General features: G+C 60.8%; 18 protein-coding genes. 3 read left to right on the forward strand and 15 right to left on the reverse strand.

The window, feature by feature from the left end; all coding sequences use genetic code 11:
* Positions 1 to 2: 2 nt before the first annotated feature.
* Entirely contained in the window at positions 3 to 2,363 is a 2,361-nt protein-coding gene (locus ACYZUM_RS09125; RefSeq protein WP_108182588.1) for a tetratricopeptide repeat protein, read from the reverse strand.
* A 212-nt stretch (positions 2,364 to 2,575) separates the two neighbouring features.
* On the opposite strand from ACYZUM_RS09125, the gene ACYZUM_RS09130 reads away from it, so the two are divergent.
* Complete coding sequence (locus ACYZUM_RS09130) at positions 2,576 to 3,250, forward strand: DUF3313 domain-containing protein (protein WP_041066938.1); 675 nt, start codon at positions 2,576 to 2,578, stop codon at positions 3,248 to 3,250.
* Between the two features lie 108 nt (positions 3,251 to 3,358).
* Here ACYZUM_RS09130 and ACYZUM_RS09135 read toward each other — a convergent pair whose 3' ends face one another.
* From ACYZUM_RS09135 to ACYZUM_RS09200, 14 genes are all read right to left on the reverse strand, one after another.
* Complete coding sequence (locus ACYZUM_RS09135) at positions 3,359 to 5,863, reverse strand: fused MFS/spermidine synthase (RefSeq protein ID WP_108182589.1); 2,505 nt, start codon at positions 5,861 to 5,863, stop codon at positions 3,359 to 3,361.
* Positions 5,864 to 6,075: 212 nt separating this feature from the next.
* Entirely contained in the window at positions 6,076 to 7,665 is a 1,590-nt protein-coding gene (locus ACYZUM_RS09140; RefSeq protein WP_108182590.1) for an arylsulfatase, read from the reverse strand.
* A 75-nt stretch (positions 7,666 to 7,740) separates the two neighbouring features.
* Entirely contained in the window at positions 7,741 to 8,763 is a 1,023-nt protein-coding gene (locus tag ACYZUM_RS09145) for an HAD family hydrolase (protein ID WP_108182591.1), read from the reverse strand.
* Positions 8,760 to 10,193 carry a BatD family protein gene (locus tag ACYZUM_RS09150; RefSeq protein WP_108182592.1) on the reverse strand — a complete coding sequence of 478 codons (1,434 nt, stop codon included), beginning with the start codon at positions 10,191 to 10,193 and terminating at the stop codon, positions 8,760 to 8,762. Before ACYZUM_RS09150 ends, ACYZUM_RS09145 begins: the two co-directional genes overlap by 4 nt.
* Entirely contained in the window at positions 10,190 to 11,770 is a 1,581-nt protein-coding gene (locus ACYZUM_RS09155) for a VWA domain-containing protein (protein WP_108182593.1), read from the reverse strand. The genes ACYZUM_RS09150 and ACYZUM_RS09155 overlap by 4 nt, the downstream gene beginning before the upstream one ends.
* Position 11,771: 1 nt before the next feature.
* Entirely contained in the window at positions 11,772 to 12,764 is a 993-nt protein-coding gene (locus tag ACYZUM_RS09160) for a vWA domain-containing protein (protein ID WP_108182594.1), read from the reverse strand.
* Complete coding sequence (locus ACYZUM_RS09165; protein ID WP_108182595.1) at positions 12,751 to 13,353, reverse strand: DUF4381 domain-containing protein; 603 nt, start codon at positions 13,351 to 13,353, stop codon at positions 12,751 to 12,753. The genes ACYZUM_RS09160 and ACYZUM_RS09165 overlap by 14 nt, the downstream gene beginning before the upstream one ends.
* Complete coding sequence (locus ACYZUM_RS09170; RefSeq protein WP_086791064.1) at positions 13,350 to 14,285, reverse strand: DUF58 domain-containing protein; 936 nt, start codon at positions 14,283 to 14,285, stop codon at positions 13,350 to 13,352. Before ACYZUM_RS09170 ends, ACYZUM_RS09165 begins: the two co-directional genes overlap by 4 nt.
* Positions 14,282 to 15,262 carry an AAA family ATPase gene (locus ACYZUM_RS09175; protein WP_041066963.1) on the reverse strand — a complete coding sequence of 327 codons (981 nt, stop codon included), beginning with the start codon at positions 15,260 to 15,262 and terminating at the stop codon, positions 14,282 to 14,284. The genes ACYZUM_RS09170 and ACYZUM_RS09175 overlap by 4 nt, the downstream gene beginning before the upstream one ends.
* 22 nt (positions 15,263 to 15,284) lie before the next feature.
* Positions 15,285 to 16,235 (reverse strand): SphA family protein, encoded by a 951-nt coding sequence (locus ACYZUM_RS09180; RefSeq protein WP_086791066.1) that lies wholly within the window; start codon positions 16,233 to 16,235, stop codon positions 15,285 to 15,287.
* A 12-nt stretch (positions 16,236 to 16,247) separates the two neighbouring features.
* A complete protein-coding gene (locus ACYZUM_RS09185; RefSeq protein ID WP_108182596.1) occupies positions 16,248 to 17,651 on the reverse strand; it encodes a DUF1254 domain-containing protein in 1,404 nt (467 codons plus the stop codon).
* Positions 17,652 to 17,664: 13 nt separating this feature from the next.
* Positions 17,665 to 19,116 (reverse strand): DUF1254 domain-containing protein, encoded by a 1,452-nt coding sequence (locus ACYZUM_RS09190; RefSeq protein WP_086791068.1) that lies wholly within the window; start codon positions 19,114 to 19,116, stop codon positions 17,665 to 17,667.
* Positions 19,117 to 19,126: 10 nt separating this feature from the next.
* Entirely contained in the window at positions 19,127 to 19,918 is a 792-nt protein-coding gene (locus tag ACYZUM_RS09195; RefSeq protein ID WP_108182597.1) for a hypothetical protein, read from the reverse strand.
* 296 nt (positions 19,919 to 20,214) lie between these two features.
* Positions 20,215 to 20,640, reverse strand: a complete 426-nt coding sequence (locus ACYZUM_RS09200; RefSeq protein ID WP_108182598.1) for a YciI family protein — start codon at positions 20,638 to 20,640, stop codon at positions 20,215 to 20,217.
* Positions 20,641 to 21,360: 720 nt separating this feature from the next.
* Between ACYZUM_RS09200 and ACYZUM_RS09205 the strand changes: the two genes are divergently transcribed.
* Complete coding sequence (locus tag ACYZUM_RS09205; RefSeq protein WP_262948362.1) at positions 21,361 to 21,885, forward strand: hypothetical protein; 525 nt, start codon at positions 21,361 to 21,363, stop codon at positions 21,883 to 21,885.
* Positions 21,886 to 22,108: 223 nt separating this feature from the next.
* Entirely contained in the window at positions 22,109 to 22,609 is a 501-nt protein-coding gene (gene tpx, locus ACYZUM_RS09210; RefSeq protein WP_041066982.1) for a thiol peroxidase, read from the forward strand.
* Positions 22,610 to 22,781 lie beyond the last annotated feature (172 nt).

A 22,781-nucleotide genomic window follows, 5' to 3' on the forward strand; every position in this document is an offset into this window, starting at 1 on the left:
GGTTATTTCAGCGCCGGATCGCCCATGTTCATCTTCTTCCAGCCCTGCAACAGCACTTGCGCCTTCGGCTCCTGGCCGTTCTCCAGGTAGTACTGGATCAGCGACAGCCGGGCATTGCGGTTCGCCGGCTGGACTTTGAGCAGACGCTCCAGCTCGTCACACGCCTCGGTCACCTTGCCACTGTCGTGCAACGCCACCGCCAGCACGTAACCGTACTGCGGGTTCTGCGGCTCCAGTTGTGCGGCTTTGTGCAGCGCGGTCATGGCTTCGGCAGTCTTGCCGGCGCGGATCAATGACAGGCCACGGGTGTGCTGCAGCAATGCAGCGTCGGGGTGCGCCTTGAGGCCGTCGTCCAGCAGGGTCTGCGCTTCCTGAACCCGACCATTAGCCTCCAGCCATTGCACCAGCGTCACCAGCGCCGGGTAGAAATCCGGATCGCGTTTGAGTGCGGTGCGCAGCAACCCTTCGACCTCGGCAGCACGGCCACTGGCCTGATACAGCATTGCCAGGTTCAGGTTGGCCTCGGCCCGTTCCGCGAGACTGTTCTGCACCGCCTCATACTCGGCAATCGCCGCGTCCCAATGGGGCTGTGCGGCGCCGAGGCCGTTGTTGCGCGCCACGCTGAGCAGGTCCCGCGCCGCGACGATGCGCACGGCTTTCACCGGATCGCTGAGCAGCGGTGTCAGCAACGAGGCGCGCTCGGCGGGCGGCAGGAAGGCACTGATGGCGCGCACCGCGCTTTCGCGAACCTGCGGCGCTGGATCTTTCAGATTCTGAGTCGCCAGTTTCAAAGCCTGATCACTCGGATACAGCGGCAGTTCGGCCAGCAACGTTGCCCGCTGAATCGCCGGCAGATCGCTGCGCTGCAATTGCTCATACAGAGCGTTTGCTGCACCGGGCTGGCCGTTGCGAATCAGCCACAGGCTCTCGTCATAGCGCGGTGCCTGCGGTGTCGCTGCGGAGGCGTTCCACACCTTGAATTGCGCGGTGACCTTGTCACCGGCCTTGCCTTGGTGGCAGCTCAGACACGCATCGGGCGTACCGAGCTTTTGCGCGCGTTCCGGGTTGGGGATGCTGAAGCTGTGGTCATGGCGCCAGTCGTTGCCCATGTAGAACTTGCCGGGCATGTGGCAATCCACGCACTGCGAGCCGGGCTGGCCCGGGGTGTGGCGGGTGTGTTCGATGGAGTCGTAGTTCTTCGCTTGCAGGCCCTTGCCATCGACACCTACGATCGAGGTCTTGCCCGCCGTGTTGTGGCATTGCAGACACACCGCGTTGCCCGGCGCCTTGAGTTCGCTGCTGTGCGGGTTGTGGCAATTGCTGCAGCGCACCCCTTTGTCGAACATTTTGCTCTGCAGAAACGAGCCGTGCTCGAACACCTCATCCTTGATCTTGCCGTCCAGTGCATACAATTCGCGGGTCAGGGTGCTGGGCAGGTAGTCGTCCATCAAGCGCTTGCCGACGGTGTAGCCATCACCCAACGGCGCACGGCGCGCATGGCAGCGGGCACAGGTTTCGATTTCGACGGTAGCATTCTTGTCCTTGAGGTCGACGGCAAAACCCTTGTGGATCAGGTCGTCTTTTTTCTGCGTCCACTCCAAGTGATTCGAGGCGGGGCCGTGGCAGGCCTGACAGCCGACCCCAAGGCTGTTCCACTGGCTGTTGAACGTGTTGCTGGCCGCATCGAAATTGCGCTTGAAGCCAGTGGTGTGGCATTCGACGCACATGAAATTGGCGTTCTGGCTGGGCTTGCTCCAGTGCAGCGGATTCTTGAAATTCACGCCCTGACCGGGATAGAGGTGAAACCAGCGGTTTTTCTCGGTATCCCACGCCACACCGAGCGCCTGCAAACGGCCTTCGCCGACGTCGATCAGGTATTGCTGCAACGGTGCAATGCCGAAGGTGAAGGCGACTTTGAAGTCAGCGTTCTTGCCATCGATACCCGGCGTATTGACCCGAAACTGGTCGTCTTTGCGGGAGAACCGGGTGGTCTCGTTTTCGGCCCTGAAGGTGACGTTGTTGAAGTCGCCAAGCACGGTGTCGGCATTCGCTGGTTGCATCGCCAATTGGTGATGCGAGCCTTGCCAGTCCTTGACCTGCTCGGTGTGGCAGCCCTGGCATTGTTGCTCATCGACCATGCTGGCGGGTTTCAGTGCAACTGGTTGCGGTCTGGCGACGACAGGCGCCGCCGCGCTGATCGGCGGGGCCGTGTATGGCGCGGGCGCAGTGCTGAACAGAAACCAGCCAATGCCCGCCACAACGGCCAGCAGCACGCCAATGGTGAGAGGGAACAGAAAACGCGAAAGGGACGGTCGGGAAGAATCAGGTTCAGGCGGTGCGACTTTATTTTTATGCTTGGGCATTACGACTTCCGTGGTCAGATGCATTGGCCTGCTGGCATGCGTTCAAGCTTGATGCAGCTTTGCCGGATGCCCGGCGTCTGTCAAACGTCAGTTGTGACAGACGCCCGGTGTTGTGTGAATTTTCTGGTTTTCAGCGCAATTGCCGCGGTTTTAGCTATACCTGTAACTCCCCCCAACGCAATACATTCAGGCCTTCTGACAGGAGTTACAGCATGAAGCTAGCAGTAATGATGGGCACCCTCTGCATTGCCACCCTTGGCGTGGTGGGTTGCTCCAGCAAAACCGTCGCTCCCGATGAGTATTCCGGCTTTCTCAAGGACTACAGCCAGCTCAAGGAGGCCAAATCGCCGTCCGGTGCCGAGGTGATGCGCTGGATCGATCCGAAGGTGGATATCAGCAAGTTCACCAGCGTGTACATCGAGCCGACCCAGCTCTATCCAAAGCCGCAACCGACCGCGAAGATTTCCCAACAGACCCTCAACGGCATCACCTCCTATTACGATCAGGCGCTCAAGCGTGAAATCAGCAAGGATCTGCCGTTGGCCAACGGCCCTGGCCCTGGCGTGATTGTGGTGCGTGCGGCCATCACTGCTGTGAGCAGCAAGACCGAAGGCCTGCACGCTTATGAAGTGATCCCGGTGGCGTTGGTGGCAGCAGCCGTCAGCACTGCCAGCGGTATCCGCGATCAGGAAACCACGCTGGCCACCGAAGCGGTGTTCCTCGACGGTGCAAGCAACAAAGTCGTGGCACAGGTGGTGCGCAAAGGCACCGGCAAACCGTTGGAAAACGACACGCAAGCCATGAAGGCCACTGACGTCAAACCGGTGATTGATGGCTGGGCCAATGACATGCATCAGATGTATCTGAAGCTCAAGGCCAGCAAATAACCCGGGACCCCATGTAGGAGCTGCCGCAGGCTGCGATCTTTTGACTTTGATTTTTTAAAAACAAGATCAAAAGATCGCAGCCTTCGGCAGCTCCTACAGGGGGCAGCGTTACTGCCCGGTAAACCAGCGGAAGTACGGGTTGCCGCCATCCCCGCGCATCACCTCACGCATATCTCGTCCCCACGCATCCCGATCCCCGTCATACGCATGCAGGCTGGCGCGGTAGAACTGCATCAGGCGCTGACGGTGTGTCTCCAGTCGCTCAGTGAACCCGGCATCGGCATTCACCAGTGGTGGTGGCTGATACAAGTCCAGCAGTGCCGGCAACACCCGAGTGATTTCCTTGCTGCGCACCCACGGCGCGTATTCGATCCGGGGCTGATCGTCCGTGACCGCCGGAGCATTGGCTGCGAAACGTTCAAGGCCTGCGCGGTCGGTGACCCAGGTCGCGAGCAACGCGGCCGTCGAGCCAATCCCGACATCCTGCAAAGTGCTGCGCACGCTGGCCTGCTGGAAGCGCTCGGTGATTTTCGCTGCGTCCAGTTGCATTGGCTGCAGTGAACCGACCAGCAGCATCTCGTGGAACTCGCTGGTCCACAGCGAGGCATACGGGAACACGTCGAGGAAGCTGCGTACCAGTGCGCGCGAGTCGTCGATGTTCTGGGTCGGCAACGGTAACCACTGCGCGACGATGCCGTGTTGCTCCAGCCGACTGGCCGCCAACTGATAGAAGTCTCGCGAGTACAGATTGACCACGCCGGCTGCCGACGGCGGTGGCGGTTCGAGGGTGATCAGGTCGTAGGTCTGCGGGCTGCGCAGCAGTTCCTGGCGACCGTCGCGAAGGCGCACATCGACGCCCGGATCGCTGGCGGCGTTGAAGTTGCCCTTGAACAGGGGCGCCGCCTTGACCACCGACGGTAACAACTCGGCAACTACCCGATGTTCCAGGCCCGGATAGCGCAGCAGGGCGCCGGCGGTGATCCCGGTGCCGAAACCGATCACCAGTGTCGAACGTGGCTCGCCGTTGTGGATCAGCAACGGCAGCAGGGCCTGGATGCGCATGTAGCGCAGCGACGGCATGGCATCGCCGGTGTTCGACACACCTTGAATGTACAAGCGGTGGAAGGTGTTTTCACCACGGCCCTGAGCGACCACCGCCACGGTGCCGCCTCGGCCTTCCTCGTAGAACGCCAGCGTGCCGTTGCGCGCACCGGGCAGCAGACGGGCAAGTTTGTCCACCGGAGTCAGCACGGCGAGTGCTATCGACACGAGCCCCAGCGCGACTACCGCTTGACGCCGGCCTTTTTTGACGTGATGGCCCTTGCGTACGGCCACGTAGCCGATGCCGGCCGCGATGATTGCCAGCAGGCCTAGCGTACGCACCAGCCCCAGCAGCGGAATCAGCAGAAAACCGCAGAGCATCACGCCGACGATCCCGCCCAGCGTATTGAACGCGACCACGGCACCGACATCGCGCCCGACGCGTTCACGTCCCACGCTCAAGCGCAGTGCCAGCGGAAACGCCGCGCCGAGCAACAGCGTCGGGACGAACACGATGCTCAGTGCCGCCACTGCAAAACGTGCGCTCATGCCGGCCAGTTCGCTCGCGCCGAACGTCAGCACCCAGTACTCGGCCTGACTTTGCGCCAACACCAGCCAACGCCCGAGCACAGCAATTTCCAGCAAAGCGATGAGCCCGGCACCGGCAATCAGCAGACCGAACACGCCCCACGGATCGCGAATGCGCTCGACGCGACGAGCGAGCAGAGTGCTGCCGATGAACAGTCCGGTCAGGTACGTGGCGAGCACCACGGCAAACGCGTAGGTGCGAGTACTCATGAACTGCACGATCGACTGCGACCAGACCACCTCATAACCCAGCGCCACGCCGCCAGCGATGGCGTATAACCACAGGGCGGTGCGGTCTGCGGCTTTCCCGGTGTGAGGTTTGACGGGCGCTGCAACTGGCGTCGGACGCTGACGTTGCAGCCACAGCGCACCGGTTGCCGCCAGCAGGTTGAGCATCGCTGCAAACAGCGCACTGCCGCGCACGCCGAGGGTGGCGATCAGCACGAACGCGGCGAGCAGGGTGCCGACAATTGCGCCGAGGGTGTTGGCCGCATACAGCTGACCGCCGGCCTTGCCCGGGTCAGCCGCCAGCGAGCGCACCAATACCGGCAGCGTGCCGCCCATCAACACCGCCGGAATCCCCACTAGCGCGAATGGCAATAGCCAGGCCAGCAGGCCGACATGGCTTTGCAACCAGGCAAACGGGCTCGCCGCCAGGCTCATCGCAACCGTGGCGCCGACACCAAGTATCGCCACCAGCACTTCCAGCCCGGCGTAGAGCAGCACCGGTTGCTGCAAGCGATCAGCCCAGCGCCCGAACAGCCAGCCGCCAATGGCCAGCCCGGCAAAAAACGCGCTGATGCCGGTGGTGATGGCATAGACCTCGACGCCGACCACCAGCGACAACTGCTTGATCCACAGCACCTGATACACCAGCGCGGCGGCGCCGGAGGTGCACAACAGCAGGGCAGGGATCAGCAGCGCCGGGGTGGCGGCTCGGGCGGTGGGTATGGCCGACGGCTTGCTGGCGATACGTGAGGACATGCGGGGGGGGCCTTGTTCAAATCACACAATATCTGTGACGGTACGGGCCTCATCGCTGGCAAGCCAGCTCCCACAGGGATCTTCAGTGAACACTCATGTTGTGGTCGACAGAAATACCTGTGGGAGCTGGCTTGCCAGCGATTGGGGCCGGCACGGTCTCAGGTGAAAATCAGGGCCGCCTGCCGCTGAGGGCGGGCGGCAGTTCAACGGTCTTACTGTGCAGCCGGAGCCGCTTTGATTTTTTCTGCGATCTTGGCGTCAACCGCAGCACGGATCTGGTCGATGCTGAAGCTGGCCGGTTTCTGGCTTGGCGGGTACTCGATGAAGGTCTGCAGGAACTTCGCAGACTTGGTCACCGCTACGCCGGCCAGATAGACGTTCTTGGTGCTCCAGTCATAGAACTGGTCAGACACCACATCCGCCCGCTCATACGGATCCATCCGCAGGTTGAGGATTTTCGGCACGCGCAGGCACACGAACGGCTCGCTCCAGACCCGGAAACCGCCCGGCTGGCGCTGTTCGCAGAACACCACTTTCCAGTTGTCGAAGCGCATCGAGACCAGCATGCCGTCGTCGTTGAAGTAGTAGAACTCGTTGCGCTCGCCTTTGGGCTGCTGGCCGGTCAGGTAGGGCAACTGGTTGTAGCCGTCCAGATGCACTTTGAAGCTGGTACCACCGGAAGTCGGCGCCCAGCCCTTGAGCAGTTTGTCTTTCACGTCGGCATCGCCGGCAGCAGCGAGCAGGGTCGGGAACCAGTCCATCCCCGAGAACATCTCGTTGGAGACTTCGCCGGCCTTGATCTTGCCGGGCCAGCGGACAATCGCCGGCACCCGGTACGCGCCTTCCCAGTTGGAGTTCTTCTCGTTGCGGAACGGCGTGGTCGCCGCGTCCGGCCAGGAGAACTGGTTCGGGCCGTTGTCGGTGGTGTAGACCACGATCGTGTTGTCGGCGATTTTCAGGTCATCGATGGTTTTCAGCAGTTTGCCGACATCGGCATCGTGCTCGAGCATGCCGTCCGCATATTCGTTGCCGGGCATACCGCTCTGGCCCTTCATCGAATCACGTACATGGGTGAACACGTGCATGCGCGTGGTGTTCATCCAGACGAAGAACGGCTTGTCGGCCTTGGCCTGTTTCTCGATGAACGCCTGTGCGGCGGCAGTGGTTTCGTCGTCGATGGTTTCCATGCGCTTGGTGGTCAAGGCGCCGGTGTCTTCGATCTTGCCGTCGGCGAAGCTGTGGATCACCCCTCGCGGGGTATTGGCCTTGACGAATTCGGCATCGTCCTTGGGCCAGTACGGACGCTCTGGCTCTTCTTCAGCGTTGAGGTGATACAGGTTACCGAAGAACTCGTCGAAGCCGTGGTTGGTCGGCAGGTACTCATCGCGGTCACCCAGGTGGTTCTTGCCGAACTGCCCGGTGGCATAACCCAGACCCTTGAGCGCCTGGGCGATGGTGATGTCGCGTTTTTGCAGGCCGACCGGAGCGCCGGGAATCCCGACCTTCGACAGACCTGTACGCAGTGGCGTCTGGCCGGTGATGAACGACGATCGTCCGGCGGTGCAGCTGTTCTCCGCGTAGTAGTCGGTGAACATCATGCCTTCTTTGGCAATCCGGTCGATGTTTGGGGTCTTGTAGCCAACCACGCCCATGGAATAGGCGCTGATATTGGTCTGGCCGATATCGTCGCCGAAGATCACCAGAATGTTGGGTTTCTCAGCCGCTGTGGCGGTTGCCGACAGCGCCATCACCGAGGTTGCCACCAGGGCGAGTTTCGGTAGCCACTTGCGTATGCGAGTCATCTGACTTGCTCCTTTTGCGCGGGGGTGTCGCTTGCTGCGACTTACGTTTACTGCAGTCCTGCGTCACGCTTTTTCTTATTGCACCTGCTCGTTTGCCGGTGGATCGTACGGGTAGATCCGGCGCCATTCGGTCGCCATGTCGACCACGGTCCAGCCACGGGAATTTGCTTCGTCGAGGGCTTTGTCGAGCCGCCCGATATCGGATTTTCGGTCATAGGCCCACTCGCGTCTGGCGTCGGTGTGGTGCACCAGCCCCATGAAGCGTTTGCCGGGGCCAGCGGCGGTCCACTGCAGCATTTGCAGGTCGCCGTCGGAATTGCCGAACGCGAGAATCGGGCGTTTGCCGATCACCGCATCAATGCTCTCCGGTTTGCCCGGGCCATCGTCGTTGTGCGCCAGTTTTGGCGTGCGCAGGATCGAGGCCTGGCCGTCCTTGAACTGGAACGCGGTGACGAACGTGGTGCCGATCACCTGTTCCGGCGGAATGCCGTAGACCTTTTCGGCGAAGGCGCGCATGAAGCCGGTGTCGCCGCCGGAAACGATGTAGGTCTTGAAGTCCTGGCTGCGCAGGTAGTCGAGCATTTCCAGCATCGGCTGGAAGATCATTTCGGTGTAGGGCTTGCCGGTCTTCGGATGCCGCGCCTGACTCAGCCAGGTCTTGGCGTAATCGTCGAAAGCCTCGGTGGTCATGCCGGTGTGGGTGGCGCCGAAGATCTTGATAATCCCGTCCATGCCGGCGGCGGCCAGTGCCTTGTGATCGTTTTCCAGCACCGCTTTGAATGGCTGGGTGGTTTTCCATTCCGGGTGCTGCGGCGCATTGCGCTTGACCTCGTCGAGGGCGAACAGCAACTCGAAATACATCGGCTGCTCGCTCCACAGGGTGCCGTCGTTGTCGAACACCGCGATACGCTCGGCGGGTTGGACGAAGTCCCTGCTGCTCTGGTCGGTAACCGCTTGCACGAACGCAATGATGTTGTTTTTCGCAGGTCCGTCATTCCATGACGGCAAAGGTTCGCTGGCCTGGGCCAGCAATGGCAACGCCAGCGCAAACAACAATGCCAGGCTGAAACGTTGACGCTGTGGCGGCGGGGTGGTCATGGGAATTCCCTTTCCTGAACAGGGTTGAGTGGGCGCAGGGCCGACGCCGGTTTGTGCGGCTGTTGTTCGACCTGACTGTGAAGCGTAGTCAACGATTGGCGCAGTTGAACAAGTGTTTGTTCAGTCTGCGGATCACGCCCGTAAAGTCCGCGCAACAAGCCCTGCAAGCGCGGGCCGGCATTCACCAGTCGCAGCCCGAGGCGACGGCGGCGCAGCCACAGATACACCGCGCTCAATTGCGTCGGATGAGCTTGCAGTTGCGGGTTGATCTGTTGCCAGGCGAAGTCCGCCGATTGCTCCCAGGCCAGTTGCCGCGCGTGCTTGCGTACCTGCCATTGGCGCCGGGCGCGCAACAGGGCAGGACGCAGCCAATAACCGACGCCAGTGCACACGGCGAGTAGCGCCAGCCACAGCAGCCAGCGTGTGGAAAAGTGCGGGTTGTTACGGCCGAGCTGCTGGAGATCGTCGGTGATCGAAAACACCGGTTTGTAGGCGCTGTCGGCTGCGGCTTCGAAGGTCACGGCGGGCACTTGCGCAATGCGGCTCTGCTGCGTTTTGACGTCCCACCATTTCACCGCGATGTCCGGCAGGGTGTAGGCGCCAGCCTTGTCGATGCGGTAGGTGACAGCGTCGATCCGCTGACCACCGAGTACGTTGCCGCGGCCGTCATCCAGACGGCTGACTCGTGGGGTCTGCGGATAACGACTCAGACCGCCTACCTCACCCAGTGGCGGAATCGGCAGTGCCATCGCCAGTGCGCCATCGGCCTGCAGGGTCAGTTGGCGGGTCACGCTGTCGCCGGTTTTCAACGGGGTTGCCGAGTTGATCAGGCTTTGGCTCAGGCGCACATCGCTGGCCACCAACGGCGTTTCTCCGGGTTTGAAGCCTGGCGGCTGGGCGGCACTGAAGTGCAAGGGTTGGCTGTGTGCATAGATTGCAGTGCTGGCCTGACCCGGTGTCGCGGAGACCGTCAACGGCGGGATGTCGAAGCGGCGGGCGACATTCGGGGTGATCAGGTAGCTGTAGCGCAAGCCGCTGAAGGATTGTCCGTCGATCGTCTGATTCAGGTGTTGGGCCCGGCCATCGGGCGGCGTCACCAGGGCGCCGTCGAGTTTCAGTTCGGGCAGGCTCGCGGCGCTGGTGAACCAGGTGTCGGTGAGCACGTCGACTTGCAGCTCCACCAGACCGCCGACCATGGCGCCTTCGGCGGGTTGCAGGTGGGCGTGGATTTTCAGTTGGGGTTCGGCGGCAGAGGCATTCAGGCTGAGCAAGCTGGTTATGAGCAAGGTGCAGATTTTTTTGCCGGCAGATCTGGCCTCATCGCTGGCAAGCCAGCTCCCACAGGCGGTGTCTGTGTTATCGCCAATCGAGTTAACAGCGCCAAACCTTGTGGGAGCTGGCTTGCCAGCGATGAAGCCAACCCGGTTCATGGCCTGGCCCCCGTTTGATCCTGCAAACTGAATTTCTGCTTGAGAAACTTCGCCGGCGAGGTGTTCAGGTTCTGCAGCCACAACGCGTCGGACGCTGCCTGTTCGGTCTCGACCTTTTTGCTCTGACCCTTGCCCGGCGTCTTGTCGAATTTCACTTCATCCGGTTTGGTCTCGGGGGCATTTTTTTCGGCGCTGTCGGTGTCCTTGAGCAACGTCTGCGCCAGCGCCAGATTGGCCGTGGCCTCGGGAAATTGCGGTTGTCTTTGCAGGGCCTGGGTGTAAGCGGCAATCGCCTGATCGAACTTGAAACGCCGCACGTAAATGTTGCCCAGATAAAACCATGCTTGCGCTGTGTCCAGGCGGGCAAAGGTTGCCAGCGCGAGGTCGTAGTCCGCCGCGTGATAGGCCGCCACGCCTTTCCAGTACGGATCGACAAACAGCGCCGCCGCTTGCGGCCAATGCTCATGTTCGGCGGCCCAGCGCCCTTGCTGATCGCGGGTGAAGAATGCATCGGTCAGTGCACTGGCCTGGGCTGGCGCGGCGGACCAGCCAAGGCTTGTGGCCAACAGCAGCGCCGGCACCCAGTTGACGCTCCAGCCCTTGCGCACACCGAGCAGCGCCAACAATAGAAGGGGCCAGCACAACCAGTAACCGGCGTCCTTCCAGTGCAATTGCTGTTGTTCGGCGCTGGCACTCTGGAAGTGTTGTTGCGCGTGCAACTCGATCCAGTCCAGATCATCGTCGTCGAGGGTGAGGCTGCCCAGCGGCGCGTCAAGGGCGGCGGCCAGTTGCTTGAGCGCCGCCATATCGAAGCGGCCGACTACCGGGCGCCCGTTGCTGTCGACTTTCGGCTGTCCGCCGGCTCCCTGAATCATGCCGCCGTCCTCATTGCCGACCGCAAGTACCAGCACCTGCAACTGGCTGTCATCGAGTTGTTTGTCGAGGCCATCGAATTGCGCGGTGTCGGCACCGTCGGTGATCAGCAGCAGGCTGCCCGGGTTTTTCTCGGCACGGAGCAGGCGTTTGGCCTGCTCGATGACCGCGCTGACGTCCTTGCCGGGTTTGTCGATGAGGCCAGTGCCCAGCGCCTGAATGAAGGTGTCGAGCAACGCCGGATCGTCGGTCGGCGGCAACACCAGATGCGCGCTGCCGGCATAGGCGATCAGCGCGGTGCGGGCGCCGGCGCGACGCTGAATCAGGTCGTGCAGTTTGTGCTTGGCCGCTTCCAGCCGCGTCGGCTGAACGTCGTTGGCGTCCATCGACGGCGACAGGTCCATGGCGACGATCAGCGGCGCACGATTCTCCAGAAAGTCCGGGCGATCCTGCTCCCAGGTCGGCCCGGCGGCGGCAATGGCGCCGATGAGCAGCATCGCGCATAGCCAGTGCACCGGGCGCAGGTGCTGCAGATCCTTTGGCGTGACCAGCAGATGCGGCAGCAAATGTTCGGCGATGTTGTTGCGTAGCCGGCGCTGCAGGTCGCGGCTGCGGCGCCAGAGCAGCGGCAGTAGCGCGGCGAACAGCGCGAGCAGCAACCACAGCGGGCGCAGGAAGTGGAAATCACCGAGATTGATCTCCATCTCAGGCCTCCTGCCGCTGGCGGGCAAGCGCCAAGCGCGGGCGCAGCAGGGCGCCGAGGTGATACAGCGCCAACAATCCCAGTGCCGCACCCAACGGCCAGTGGAACAACTCGCGTTGCGGCTGATGACTGAGGGTTTTCACCTGATGCGGCGTGAGGCGGTCGAGGGTGGTGTAGACCTGATCCAGCGCTGCGCGGTCTTCGGCGCGGAAAAACTGCCCGCCTGTGGTCTGGGCGATCTGTTGCAGCCCGCGCAGATTGACCTGCGCCTCGCCGGAAGCCGTCGGGTCGCCGATGCCGATGGTGTGAATGACCACGCCCTTGTTGGCGGCCATTTCGGCGGCGTGGTCAGGAGTGATCGCACTGTTGGTGTCGTTGCCGTCGGTGAGCAGGATCAGCACTTTCTGCTCCTCGTCGGCCTGGTCGAGCAGCTTCAGGCTCAAGCCGATGGCGTCACCGATGGCAGTGTTCGGCCCGGCCATGCCGATGCCGGTATCGGCCAGCAACAGCGACAGGCTGGCGTGATCAAGGGTCAGCGGCGCCTGCGGATAGGCGCCGCTGCCGAACACGATCAGGCCGATGCGGTCGTCCTTGCGCTTGTCGATGAACCCTTGCACCACCTGTTTGACGGCGGCGAGACGATTGATGGTCTGGCCGTCGGCATTGCTGAAATCTTCGGTTTCCATCGATTGCGAGATGTCGATGGCGAGCATCAGGTCGCGCACCGGTTGCTGGCGCTCGATGGGTTTTTCAACGAACACCGGGCGCGCCGCGGCGAGCAGGATCAACATCCACACCAACAGATTCAGCAACCGCTGCCAAGGGTTCTGACGATTGCCGACCCGGCTCGGCGCTTCCCCGACGGCGCGGCTCATGGCGCCGAAAAACGGCACGCGCACGGCGCTGCGGGCTTCCTGATACACCGGCAGGTATCGGTAGGCCAGCCACGGCAGCGGCAGCAGAAGCAGCAACCACGGGTAATCAAGCTGCCACATGGTGCTGCTCCATCCAGTATTGACAGGTGTCGAACAGCGCCTCGCGCTGTTCGGCGGGGAGGGCGCGCAGGGTGGTGTCGGGGGCGTAAGCGAGTTGGGCGAGTTGTTCGCTGAAATTGGCCGGTAGAGGTTTTTTACTGTGTTGCTGCAGAAAGGCCTGCCAATCCGATCTTCCCAACGCCGCAGGACCCTGTGGGAGCTGGCTTGCCAGCGATGGCGTCGTGTCAGTCAGCTCGGATGTTGCAGGAGATGGCCTCATCGCTGGCAAGCCAGCTCCCACCGTTATTGTGTTCCACCAGCGAGCCTCCGGTAGGGGCATCGAGAGCGCCACGCGCTTGAGCAACTCGGGCAGCTCGCGCAGGGCATTCAGATCATCACTGCGCACACGCAACTGCGCCAGCCGCACCAGCGCTTCGCGCCGATACTGATCCCGTCGCCACTGCACATAACGGCGCACGCCAACCATCAACGCCAGCACAACCAACAGCGCCAGTAACAGCCACCAGCCCCAGGTCTGCGGCGCATAACTCACCGGCGCCGGCAGGCTCAGCTCCTTGAGCTGGCTGATGTCGGGGATATTCGGGTTCATCGCCGTGGGCCGGCAGACTTGCCAAGCTCGGCGCGCAATTGCGCGTGGGCCTCTTCGGCGGTGCTGAACATCATCAGCGGCACCTGACTGCGGCGCAGCAGGGTGGCGACGTCCTTAAGGCGGCCACCGAGATAATCACCCAACGGCTGATGCACACTGCGTTTCTCGACAGCCAGTTCCACCTGCAATTGGCCTTGGGTGACCAGCAGCCGGCCATCACTCGGCAGCTTCAAGGCCAGTGGATCGTAGACTTGCAGGGCAATCACGTCGTTATGCGCGCGCAGTTGCCGCATCAACTGCAAGGTACGTTCACCCGCCCCGGCGAAGTCGCTGACGATGCAGATCAAATGGTCGTGACCGGCCAGCGCCAGGCAACGCTGCAAGGCCTTGTCCAGTTGGTCTTCGTCTTCGGCATCGGGATTGGACGCGTTCAGCGCCTGATTCTGTTGCACCACGCGGCTGAGCAAGGCTTCGACCCGTTTGCGGCTGCGTAGCGGTGCAATGCTGTCGATGCGTTGATCGTTGAACACCAGACCGCCGACCCGGTCACCAGCGTTGAACACCATCCACGCCGCCAGTGCGCCGAGTTCAGCGGCGAGGGCAGATTTGAAACTGCGTTGCGAGCCGAAGAACATCGACATGCGCTGATCGACCACGATCAATGCCGGGCGATCGCGCTCTTCAGTAAAAGTGCGTACCACCGGTTTGCCGGTGCGCAGCGAAGCGCGCCAGTCGAGGTGACGTAAATCATCACCGGGCTGGTAGCGGCGCAGCTCATCGAAGTTCAAGCCACGGCCGCGCAAGCGCGAAGCATGGTTGCCAGCAAGAATGCTGCCCTGGGGCTGGCGCGCCAGAAAACTCAGGTCACGGGCCTTGAATTCCAGCGCCATCAATTGCGCCAGAGAAACGTAGACCAGGCCCTCCGTGTTCATGCCGGGATTGCTACTTTATCCAGCAAACGGTCGAGCACCTGATCGGCCGTCACGCCATCCGCGACTGCGTCGTAGCTCAATTGCAGGCGATGGCGCAGCACCGGATGCACAACCGCGCGCACGTTGTCCGGCGAGACGAAATCCTGGCCCTGCAACCACGCGTCGGCCCGCGCGCAACGATCCAGGCCGATGCCGCCACGGGGACTGGCACCGAGGCTGATCCAGCGTCCGAGGTCTTCGTCGTAATCGGTCGGGTGGCGAGTGGCGTTGATCAAGTCGATCAGATAGCGGTCGATGGCCGGTGATACGTGCACCGCGCTGACCTCCTTGCGCGCGGCGAAAATCACTTCCTGTGACAGGCTGAAGCCCTTGCCCGGCGCGGTGTTCGCGCCCTGGGCAAACTCTTCGGCGCGCAACAGGCGCAGCACCTGGCTTTCATTGTCGGCGCTGGGGTAATCGAGCAACACCTTCATCAGGAACCGGTCCATCTGCGCTTCCGGCAACGGATAAGTGCCTTCCTGCTCGATCGGGTTTTGTGTGGCGACCACAATGAACAGCTCCGGCAGCACATGACTGGTGCCGGCCACGGTAATCTGCCGTTCCTCCATGGCTTCCAGCAGCGCCGCCTGCACCTTGGCCGGGGCGCGGTTGATCTCGTCGGCGAGGATCAGATTGCCGAACAGTGGGCCGGGCTGGAAGCGGATCTCGTTTTGCCCGGCGACCTGATGCAGCACTTCGGCGCCGGTGATGTCCGAGGGCAGCAAGTCGGGGGTGAACTGGATGCGGCTCATCTTCGCGTCCAGATGGGTGGCCAGCGCCTTGACCGTGCGCGTCTTGGCCAGCCCCGGCAGGCTTTCCAGCAGCAAATGCCCGTTGGCCAGCAGGCCAAGGAGGATCTGCCGAATGACCTGATCCTGGCCGAGTACGGCTTCAGCGATGCTCGCTTGCAGGGCGTTGAGGTCGGTGAGTGCGGTCATGGGACAGTCCTTTGTGGCCGGTCTAGAAAAACGCCAGGGTCATGTTGACGGCAATGCCGTTGCCTTCAGGGCGGTTCTTGGTGTCGAACTCCGGCACCCAGCGCGCACTGATGTTGGCTTGGGCATCGGCGAATTTGCCGCTCCAGGCCACCACCGGCCCGGCGCCGACGGAGCGGCCACGGAAGCCATTGAGGCTGTCGGCGGTCTGACCCTTGTCGTCGGTGACTTGCTGGATATAACCGGCCGCGAGACCTGCGCTCCAGCCACTGCCGAAGCCGTGAGTCCACAAGGCATCGAGAGTGAAGATGTTGCCGTTGCGATAATCGGTGGCAGTGTTTTCGGTGTAGAACTCCAGGCCACTGGACAGGGTGAACTCGCCCCCCTTGCCGTCCAGATGGGTGAAGGCCACGGTGGGCATGAACGTGTAATTGTTCTGCCCCGGGTTGGCCAGGCGATTGTCGTTGTAGGCGCCGGTCGGCACGTAGATCGGCAGGGAGAACGCGATGTGATTCAGTTCGTCGAAGTGGTAGCCGGCGGCAATCGGGGTGACCAGCGCGTCGGCGAACTGGGTGCCGGAATCGCTGGTGCCGAGGGTGCGCCCGCGCGGGCCGGTGATGGCCGCGTCGATGTCGGTGTACTGCAGTGGAACACCGATTGCCGAGGCGAAGTTCCAGGGACCTTTGCCGGTGTCCCAGATGTGGGTCAGGTTGGTCATGGTGTAGGAGACTTTCATGTCGATCCCGGCACTGACTTCACCGGAAATCGGCGCACCGCGGCTGCCCTTGAGCGAGCCGTCGTACCAGATGCTGGTGACCGAGACCACCCAGCCCGGTTCGGGCGGGATGATCCCGGCGTTGGAAAACACCTGTTGCCCGGTGATCGGCCGGCCTACACCACCTTCGGCTGCATAGAGTTGAGGACTGCCGATCATGCACAGCGCCAGCAGCGGACGCACAACGTAAGGCTTGATCATCACTGGCTCCGTTTATTGTTTTGAGTTGACCGGGTCGAGCTGCGGCATCTTCCATTCGCCGCTGGCCACTTCCGGTTTCGGCAGGTACAGGCGCAACACGCCGTAGAACGGCCCGTTCGGTGCCGGCAGCCAGTTGGCCTGCTTGTCCTTGCCGGGATTGGCGTGCTGCACGTAAAGGGTCAATCCGCCGTCGGCGTCGAGCGTCAAGTCGGGCAGCATTCGCGAGTTGATCAGGTAGCGATTGAGCGGGTTGGCCACCAGCAATTTGCTCTTGCCGTCATACATAGTCAGCGACCAGAAGGCGTCGGCCGGGGGCAGGGCGCCCTTGGCGAAATGCAGGGTGTAGTCGTGTTTCGCTGCGTCGGCCGGCTGGCCGTCCTTGTCGACGAAATAACCGATGTAGTTCGCCTCTTCGGCGGAGTTGCCAAAGATGCCCATGTTGGCGCCGGCGTAGCGATACAGGTAATTGCCCTTGAGGTGATCACGGGTGCCAAACAAGTCACCGCTGCTGAGTTCGTGCGTGTCGACCTTGTCTTTCTTGAACGCGGCGAATTCAGCCTTGGCGTCACTGATGCCGTCTTCGAGAGCCTTGCGTTGCTCGGCGCTGAGCTGTTTCAGGTCGAATGGCTGACCGGCACCGATGCCGATTTTGGCAAAGCGTGCGAGCAGGTCTTTTTCAACGTCCTGCGGCGGGGTGAAGGCGAGCATGAAGTTCAGGTAGCGGAACAGCTCCGGGGTTTCGCTCATGGTCGGCGTCGGTTTCGGCCAACTGATTTTCGGTGCCGGCGCCGGGGCTTTCTGTTTTACGTAGTGGCTCAGCGGTTCGACCTTGTAGCCTTTCTGGATCTGCTTGACCTTGCCCAGATCTTTTTCATCGAACAGCTGCGTGCGGTACAGCGCGTAGGCGATGTTGCTTTCGCTGCGCACCAGGCGGTCGATGTTGATCGGTTGCTGACCCTGCCAGTCAGGCCCGGCGATCATGAAATGACCACCATTGTTGCCGGTGCTGCGGGTGCCCAGGTAAGCGAAGTTCTGCGTATAGGCGTCGATCAGTTGCACCGAGTAGTAACGGTGCTCTTCGATCGGCGGCAAGGTCAGGATCAATGGCTCGCTGCGCAGGTCCATCCAGACGAACGAGTAGGGCGTGTCGGCGTTCGGCGTGACGAACGCGGTGTCCTTGGCGGTGAAGGCCTTGGCGGTGTTGCCGATCTGGTTGAACGGTGCTTTGAAGTTCGGGCTCTTGCGGTCCACGGCCTGGGTGTACAGGGTCTTGTACATTTCCACTACCGGGAAGCCATACAAGTAGGCGTCCTTGGCGATGCCTCGGGCTTCTTCGGGGCTGGCGCTGAAATCGGCCCAAGCGCTGCTGCTCAGGGCGAGGGTCAGACCGGTCAGCCATAGATTGCGTGTGTTCATGCGGCGTCCTTATTCATTGCACGACCGTGATGTCGTCGAGTTTCCAGCTCTTGTCGAAATAGGCTTCGGTCGGCGCGTACAGGCGGAAGTAGCTGAACCAGTGCTTGCCGGGCACGGTTTGCACCCAGTTGTTCTCGAAGCCTTTGGGTGCGCTTGGGCCGAAGTACAGGTCCACCGAGCCGTCGGCGTTTTTCTTCAGATCCTGGCGCGAGGACAGGTCGGCCTTGCGCTGCGGATTGTCGATCAGGCAACGGCTGTCGATGTCGTACACGGTCATCGACCAGAACTGCTTGGCCGGCGGGTTGGCGCCCACGTGCAGGCGATAGGTCTTGCCGCCGTCGAGCCAGTCACCCTTGGCATCGGTGTAGGCGCCAAGGTAGGTCTGGCCGAGCCCCGGGGTTTTGGAGACCATGCCTTTGGTGTTGGTCACCGCTTCATAGAACCAGGCGCTGCGTTCCCACAACTGGTCGTAATAGGCCACGCGTTGCGACGGTTCGGCGATGTTCAGCACCGTATCCCAATGCCGGTCGGGCCAGTACTGCGCGTCAGGAAAGCGCTTGGCAAACGTGTTGGCCTTGGCGATCAGCTCACCGACCTGCGCGCCGGACTCCAGGGCCTGACGCTGCTGAGTGTTGGGGTTGAAGGGTTTGTCCTTCTCGATGCCGAGACTGGCGAGCATCGCCATGTAGAAGCGATCACGTTCATTGACCGGCTCTTTCTGGATGATCTGGTGCAGCCGCTGCCAGTAAGCGATGCCGCGTGGCTGGGTACCCGACCACTTTTTACCGTCAGGCGACAGCAGGCGGGTCTTGCTCGGCTCGGCACGTTTGGCGTACGGGTACATCTTGAATTTTTCTACCAGCGCCTTGCCCTTGGCCGGATCCGGATCCAGCACCCGGAAGCCCACGAGCACGTTCATGGTTTCCGATTTGGCCAGGTAATACTTGTCGGCGTCGGCGGGTGGTTCCGCGCCCGGTGGCAGCACCAGGTATTGGCCACCCTGGCCTTTGTCCGGGCCGGTCTGGCCCATGTCGATGATCGCCCGCTGCCAGAAATCGCCAATGCCGCCGGCGGTCGGTCCCGGTGGCAGTTCAATCACCAGCGGCCCGGTTTCGCTGAGGTCGACGAAGCCGAGAATGTACGGCGTGGTGGCGTTGGCGGTGATCACGCCGAGTTTGTCTTCGTAGCTGTTGAGCACCAGCAGATCGCCGCTGCGTGCGCCAAGCTTGTCGCGAAACTCTTCCTGCCACTGCGCGTAGGACACCAGTGGCAAGGCCCACAGGTAACTCTGGGTCGCCTGCTGGAAATCCAGCTCGGCGTAGAGTTTGGCAATCGACTCATGGGCCGGCAGTTCGCCCTCCATGGCGATCTTGCCGATACGGGTGTCGAGCTCCTGAGCACCGACGCCGCAGCTGGCGAACAGGGTCATCAGGCTGAAACCGGCTGCGCGTAAAGCGATGTGCATGGCGATGTCCTTATTTTCCGAATGTCACGTTGATCCCGGCAAACAGGGTGAACTGCGGCACACCGTCGCCTTTACGCTCGACGGTCCACTGCGGTTCGAGGAAGGCGTTGAGTATGTTGCTGCCGGACTTCCAGACCTTGCCTGCACCCAGGCCGATCGGGATGTAGTGAGTGTTGTTCTTCAGGTCGAACGTCCAGGTGCCGGTAGAGCGCAGGTACCAGCCCTTGTTGAGGTTATGAATGATGAACGGCTGCAGGGTTGCGGTTTCGACATGCGCGCGGTCGTGGTCGCCGGCAAACGAGCTCTGGTACTGCACCAGCGCACCGAGCAAGCCGCGCGGCGACGAATCGATCGCTACCGCCGCGAGGCCGGCCTGCCATTTGCCCGTGCCCAATTCATCTTCGGCAGCGGTCGGTGCGGTTATTTGCGGGCCGATGCCCAACTGCACGCCGTCGGTCTTGAGCAGGAAGATGTCGAACAGATTGAGATCGCCGATGCCGGTGCTGTAGCCGCCGTGCGGATCGGGTCGGGTGCTGATCGGCATCGTTGCGCGCAGCAGTTGCGGTACGCCGATGAAATCGTTGGGCGCAATCGGCAAAGTGCCGCGCAGCAGAGCGTCGTTGGTGTGCAGGTTGCTGTCGAACAGCTTCGGGGTGTAGTAATCCTGCAGGTTGGCGCCGGGCGCCAGGTTCAGCGGGTTGTTGCTTTTGTTGGCCTCTTCGGCGTTATTCGCCAAGGCACAAACTGCAGGCGCCAGCGAACTCGCCAGCAGCAAGGCGTGAATCCCCAATTTTTTTGACATGGTCCCCGTTTCCCTGGTGGCTACTGCATGGACGTCCCGGCGCCTCTCGGCCGTTGGACGTATTTCCTTTTTTATCAAGCCTGTAGGACACGTCTGAATGACGCTAGCAGCTAATCGGGAGTTAGCCAGTCGAAGGGATTAATTCTTTGGTTTTGTCTACAGAGTCAAACTAAAGGTGGGCGCTGAATTTTTACGACCCTGTAGGAGCTGCCGCAGGCTGCGATCTTTTGACTTTGATTTTTTAAAAGCCAGATCAAAAGATCGCAGCCTGCGGCAGCTCCTACAGGGGGCGGGGATTACAGATTTTTCTTCGCTTGCTCGCGAACGCGTTCTTCCTGCGCCCGTGCTTCAGGCGTGAACTCGGCACCGAAATCCTCGGCGGAGAAGATCTGGCGGATTTCGATATCGGAATCGCCCGGCATCGGATTGGGGCAGCGCTTGACCCACTCGATAGCGTCTTCTTTCGACTTCACTTCCCAGATCCAGTAGCCGGCCACCAGCTCCTTGGTCTCGATGAACGGACCGTCGATGACGGTGCGCTTGTCGCCGGAGAAATGCACGCGGGTGCCTTTGCTGCTCGGGTGCAGGCCATTGCCGTCGATGAGGATGCCGGCCTTGACCAGTTCTTCGTTGAAGTTGCCCATGGCGGTGATCAGCTCTTCACTGGGCATGATGCCGGCTTCGGAGTCGGCGCTGGCTTTGACAAGGATCATGAATCGCATGGTGGTTTCTCCAGGGGATGGGGTTGATTCACTGCTTAGTCGAACGGGCAGGGCGTGAATCGACAGGTCTCTGAATAAAAGATGCAGTCCGGCGTTTTAACAAACGCAATCCGACACACTGCAACTGCCAATGCAGGAGTTGCCGCAAGCTGCGATCTTTTGCTCCTGTCGTTAAAAACCAACATCAAAAAATTGCAGCCTTCGGCAACTCCCCGTGCGTATTTCAATTCAGGATGTTTAAACGTTGTTTCGATTTTGCGGAACGTTCCCACAAGGTTTTCAGGTTGTCCGTCGGATGTCGGGTCTCTAGCCTGTGTTCGTCGCTGCCAATTCAGCGACCGGGACTGGAAACCCCGATGGGTATTAGTGGCACGTACACGCCTTTCATAACGTATCCTTGCGCACATTCGAATGTGTGCACTCCGTTATGGCGGCTGTGCGCGGGGGATCTTCGGGTCATCCGGGTCGCCGCTGCCCGGGTTTCCAACCTGCGTACAGCTGCCACCTCTTCGTCCGGAAACCGAAGGGGGCAGCTCCGACTATTCAGTGGAGTTACACCTATCATCAGACTACGAATAACTGCACAACCGTGACAATTGCAGGAGCAAAGGTTTCGGGAAAGTCAATTGTGCAGAACCCGGCGAAATTCAATGAGGTGCGAGGTCTTTCATCGAAAGACAGGCAGCGCGTACGCAAAGTAGTCCGAAGGACGGTATTTTCATGCCTGCGGATTTACAAGCCATGCTCGAAGCAAATACCGAGGCCCCTGTGATAAGAAAAATGTTTACAAATAGACGTCTTGGCATATGGCTGGTGGCAGTTTTATCCGTCAATGCGATTTTTTTGGCTTTTCTGATTTTTGGCGATATTGCGAAAGCGCCCAATATGAAAATGATCAAGAGCAAAGAACCGTTGCTGATTGAAGGGCCGAATGGCGACGAGAATTACTATGTCCTGCCTTTGGGTACTACCCTTTATCACGATAAAAGCTTTCCTGAAGGGCATGACCGTTATGTGGTGTATCTCAATCATAAGGGTGCAATTGCACACGAAGAAGTACCCATGAAGCCTGAGTATGGCGGTTCATTTATAGACCCGCTCTGGCTGGCCAATGTTGATGAGGAAACCTTGAAAGAAATTTTCAAACGGTTTCCGCTCTCCAAAACCGATATTGCCGCTGCGATCAAGGCCAATGAAATAACCAAGGATGATCTAGCCGACATCATCCGATCCATGCCCGACTGACCAATTCTTTTAGCTGTCGGTGAAACGAAGCTGCGGTCTTTTGATCTTGATGAAAAGATAAAGTCAAAAGATCGCAGCCTGCGGCAGCTCCTACACGAGGGTTGTATACAATTTTTTGCGCGGCCCCTGACAATTTTCAGTCAGGGCATAGGTCGTCGGACAATTTCGTGGTTAACTTCGGCCTCTTGCATGCTCAATCACCACGTTAAGAAGGACTAAAGTCATGGCTCAAGTCACCCTCAAAGGCAACCCGGTTCAAGTCAACGGCCAGTTGCCACAAGCCGGTTCCAAGGCGCCAGCCTTTTCCCTGGTTGCCGGCAATCTGTCCGACGTCACCCTGAAAGACTTCGCCGGCAAGCGCAAAGTGTTGAACATCTTCCCAAGCGTCGACACCCCGACCTGCGCGACTTCGGTACGCAAGTTCAACGCTCAGGCCAACGAACTGAACAACACCGTGGTGCTGTGCATTTCGGCTGACCTGCCATTCGCCCAGGCCCGTTTCTGCGGCGCCGAAGGCCTGGAAAACGTGCAGAACCTGTCGACCCTGCGCGGTGCCGAGTTCATCGAAAACTACGGCGTAGCCATCGCTGACGGCCCGCTCAAAGGCCTGACCGCCCGTGCCGTAGTGGTTCTGGACGAGAACGACAACGTGCTGCACAGCGAACTGGTCAAGGAAATCGCTGAAGAGCCGAACTACGACGCAGCACTCGCCGTACTCAAATAAGCGCTTTTACAATTGTTAACGGCCTGGCCCTGTCCAGGCCGTTTTCATTTGTGTATCAGTGTTTTGCCTCACACCTTGAAACGTAAGTTGAAGGTAAATTGCCGGTAAAGCTGCTTTGCTTAAATCCCATCAGTGCTTATCGTTCAGCCTCCCGTAAAAGAAGCCCACGCGC

Source organism: Pseudomonas sp. m6p (genome assembly GCF_055760375.1).